The 3,891-nt window shown below is 58.3% G+C and carries 6 protein-coding genes; 1 reads left to right on the top strand and 5 read right to left on the bottom strand.

Annotated features, from left to right (window positions below):
• Nucleotides 1–183, top strand: a 183-nt coding sequence (locus tag ACFHW1_RS28490; protein ID WP_416616656.1) for a hypothetical protein, incomplete at its 5' end; no start/stop codon positions are given.
• A gap of 135 nt (nt 184–318) precedes the next feature.
• On the opposite strand, the gene ACFHW1_RS28485 is transcribed toward ACFHW1_RS28490, so the two are convergent.
• The 5 genes from ACFHW1_RS28485 to ACFHW1_RS28465 form a co-directional block, all read right to left on the bottom strand.
• Entirely contained in the window at nt 319–810 is a 492-nt protein-coding gene (locus ACFHW1_RS28485) for a hypothetical protein (protein ID WP_416616654.1), read from the bottom strand.
• A gap of 76 nt (nt 811–886) precedes the next feature.
• Nucleotides 887–1,441, bottom strand: a complete 555-nt coding sequence (locus ACFHW1_RS28480) for a hypothetical protein (RefSeq protein ID WP_416616652.1) — start codon at nt 1,439–1,441, stop codon at nt 887–889.
• A 75-nt stretch (nt 1,442–1,516) separates the two neighbouring features.
• Complete coding sequence (locus tag ACFHW1_RS28475) at nt 1,517–2,290, bottom strand: transposase family protein (RefSeq protein ID WP_416616650.1); 774 nt, start codon at nt 2,288–2,290, stop codon at nt 1,517–1,519.
• A 118-nt stretch (nt 2,291–2,408) separates the two neighbouring features.
• Nucleotides 2,409–2,555 (bottom strand): hypothetical protein, encoded by a 147-nt coding sequence (locus ACFHW1_RS28470; protein ID WP_416616649.1) that lies wholly within the window; start codon nt 2,553–2,555, stop codon nt 2,409–2,411.
• A 110-nt stretch (nt 2,556–2,665) separates the two neighbouring features.
• Complete coding sequence (locus ACFHW1_RS28465; protein ID WP_416592300.1) at nt 2,666–2,878, bottom strand: DUF2283 domain-containing protein; 213 nt, start codon at nt 2,876–2,878, stop codon at nt 2,666–2,668.
• Nucleotides 2,879–3,891: the final 1,013 nt, after the last annotated feature.

The raw sequence follows: 3,891 nt of genomic DNA, 5'->3' as shown, positions 1-3,891 counted from the left end.
TTGGAGCGGTTCAGCTTCAACTCCATGTTCGGCAGATACACCGTGATCGAATCCGGATCCTCCCGGACCAACCGCCCACAAGGACAGAAATCAATTGTACGAATGAGTTGTGCCGTCGCACTCCACCCGGACGGCTACGATCTCGACGTCATAGCGCAAGCTTCAATCAAGCCTGTGACCTGAAGTCCGTGGCCAGGACTTCCTCATCGCCAATATCCCAAATCCCGGATCATCAACTTCGAAGGACTGCCACTTGGACAAATTACAGCAACTGTCCGAGTTGCATAAAGTTCCCACAGGACTTGGGACTACTTACGTTCACTCTACACCTTTAGAACGCCATCGCTTCAGCACCAGCGCCGAACTGAGGGCAGCCTCCCATACCTGTATTCGCATATACTCTGTGGTAGCTGGTTCTTCCGGGTCCGCTTCTAGATCCGAGCTGATGGCAGCATCTAAGTTCGACTTGGCCACGCGAACCCGCGCCCACTCGGGAACACTAAATCGGGCCGCTTCAGGTTCATAGTCCGTGCATCCCATGACGACCAGTCTTCCTGATGGAACGTGGAGACTACCTTCGACCACGTGGTCGAACTCTGCCCAGTCGTTGACCGGAGGGTCATCCAGTACCTCCACCTTGACTGACACGGACATATTCGCAACAGTGCCGACCGCCATGGCATCACTTCCGACCGCCAACTGGTCCGCAACCGCCCCCTCCGTCCAGACATCCCCTAGGTCAGTTACCGACCCTTCGTCGAACAAGTGAATCTGGTGGTAGTCTGCAAACAGCCGCAGCTCACCGTACAAAGCCGATGCCCCCTTAGCACCCGGGCGCTCACTCGAAGCGAATATTCACATTACCCCCGTCAGGAAGGTCCTTTATCTACGTGTAGACGTGCGCCCTAAAGCTTGCCAGTTCAATATCCGGTTTCGCTCTCAGCGCTTCAACGCTGTATTCGCCACCGAGCACAAACGGGACGGCCGAGGCAACTCGGCACCCCGGAGGAAGCTCCCCGTTTACGATTTGCCACTGATGGGCAAGGGGAAATCCTGTAAGTGTGTCAGCATTGTCGAGGATGGCCGCCGCCCAATCCTCTACATTCTTTCCGAGATATTCCAACTCCGCCGTCTCCGGATCAAAAGAGAAAAACCCCGAGCCATCCAATGTAAATTGGAACCCAAATGCGTCTTTCGCGAAGCAGATTGCATGCCTAGATGGAGCGGCATAAGCCGATCTCCAGCCGAGTTCGTCGTTCCACCACTCGACGCTTCCCGGCCCACCTCCCCACGGCCTTATCAGCAGAGCGGACTCAAAGGCGAAGAACCCGTTCTTTGCTCGGTATAAAGGAAGCAGAGAATCATCCGCCACAACTTCCGAATTTAACTCACGGCCAAGTGGTGCACTGCCGATGCCAACCAGACGCTCAACGGCCTTCATGCGCATCAGTTTACCACCGTAATTTTGACAGGCGTTCCATCCGGGAGGACTTCCCAAAACTATTTCCAGGTCGGTTTAACGTAATCCGTAAACGCGAAAGATCTCCAACTTGGTTACCGTAAGTAATGTGGTGGGGAACTGTTCCAGCGATCTGCGGAATCCGGTCTTGAGAACCTTCCAACACTTCAGGTGGGCGATCGCGCGTTCAACGGCGGCGCGGATCCGGTTGAGCGCGGTGTTGCACGCACGTCGGACCTCGGTCAACTCCCGACCCCGGGGCTTCTTGTACGGACTCGCGATGCCGGCACCCTGGTAGCCCTTGTCACCGATCATCCCTGGCCCGCCCGGGGCGTGGTGGCCGGCCCACCGGGCCGCGATCCCGGAGACGTCGAAGGCCCTCCGGTCGTGCATGCCCCCCGGACACGGATCACCCACGTCGACCACCCGTCCCGCGAGGTTGGCGACCACCTGCACGTTCTGCCCGCAGAAGCCCTTCTTCTCGGAGAACAACCCGTCGACGTCGTCGCGTTCCCCGACCGGCACGACCAGACCATCGACCAGGACCGCGTCCCGACAGGCCTGGTCACGGACCCGCTCGTACAACGGGGTCAACACCTCGTCCACCAACGGTTCCACCTCCTCCCGGTAGCGCTCCACGGTCGTCGAGCCGCGGCCGAACACCTCACCGAGCACGTCCGACGCGAGGTTGTGCCGCAGCCCGAACAGCACCATCACCAGCGCCGTGTCCAGCGGCAACGCCCGCGGCCGTCCCACCGGCAGGTCCCAGCCCAGCAGCGCGCCCACCTGCTCGACCAACCAGCCGACTTGATCGGAGTCCAACCCGGTCATACGCTCACAACGCGGCGGCCGGCCGTTGATCGTTCGAGTCCACACAACCCGAATGATCCAGACGATGCCGGCCGCCGTCTCCACAAGCGACACGCCCGAGTTGACCACACCCGGGCCGTCACGCCACGTTACATCGACAAAGCCCGGTTCCGAATCGGCGGACCCCTTTCGGGAAGTCCTCCGGCTGTTCGTCGCCGTGGACGTACAGGGTCATCGTGGTCAGCTCCGGGTCGTACGCGGCCGCCAGACCGCGCCCATCCTGCATAGACCCCCGAATTCCTCCCAAACTCCCACCTCAGCCAGCCCTCAGCCGACTACGCAACGGCCCTGACCGATCGGCGGACTACTAACAATACCCGAAAACCGTTGATCACTTCACACTCTTTCCGCCTGATCGATTAGAGTTCGCGGCAACTTCGATGCAGCACCAAGCACCTCCACCCCCACAAGCCTGCCACTATCATCAAAGTCGAGATTGATCATTCCACCGACCCGGAACGGATCACATGGGTACATAGAGGCAACCCCACCAGGTCCCACCTCACTCAGATAGATATAGACCGCATCAGCTCTCGCATCGTAAGTCACCCTAAACTCAGCCACTATTGAACGATCACCCTGGAGCCGACGAATATAATTTCGTCGACGTTGTCATAACTGTATTTAGGTTTCATCAACAGCCTTGGCAATAGAGACTTTTAGCGAGGGTCGCAGTAGCCGTACATCACCATCCGAATCAGTCATCCGCTACTCACTGACAGGCCCTTCGAGATCAAATATTGGCGTCTGCCGCTCATCTCCAGGAGACCAAAGTGTAAGCAACCATTCCCCATAGGGGTAATCACTTAGTATCTCGAAGACGAGTCCCGATCGTGTAGTCAAGATCAGATCGAGCCCAACCTGGCGAGATTGAACTCCTACTCGCACGAACTCATCTCCCACCAAGTCCCTCAAGCCACAAGCCGTCGCGAAATCTTTCGAAATCGACGGTGACATAACTATCATTTCATTTACCGAAACACTCCAGCTGGTATTCACGCGAAGTCGCCACCGATCCCCGCTGAGGCAGACACCGTCGGTGTCTGCCTCAGCGGCAGCAATCGGGAGAGGAAGAAAGGTCCGGATCTCCTCTAAAACCACTCTATGGCTCCAGTTTCACATGCGTCCGGGATCGGACGTACGGTTTGGGACTGACGTCCCTCGGCGGCTGCACAGGCTTACCCGTGAACGGGCTGACCGGCGCATCGGCACCGTTGGTAAACGAGGCTCGGCGCCCCGCATTTCCATTAGCCGAAGGCTGCATAATACGGATTCTACTACCATCTGGTAGCTGGAATCCCGACCCCGCCGACCTAGTCGGGAAGGTGCTGAATCCCTCTTCTCCTGCCTCGACAGCTGCTTGCAGGCCGGACTCGAGCCGCGATGCACTTGTAGGTACGATGGTGCCACTCGCATCAGCGATGAACGTGGGCCGGTTGATCGGGCAGGCCCCACCATTCGTATTGTGTACGAGTACCGGGGTGTTGCCGGTGAGTACGTGGTACGTGTGGATGTCGTCGATGGTGAGGTTGTGGACCGTACGGGTCTCGGACCACTGACGC

It is taken from the genome of Micromonospora sp. LOL_014 (genome assembly GCF_048060245.1).
Classification (GTDB): Bacteria; Actinomycetota; Actinomycetes; order Mycobacteriales; family Micromonosporaceae; genus Micromonospora_E.
The sequence above is the reverse complement of the archived record's forward strand: the minus strand, read 5'-3'. Positions and strand labels throughout refer to the sequence as shown.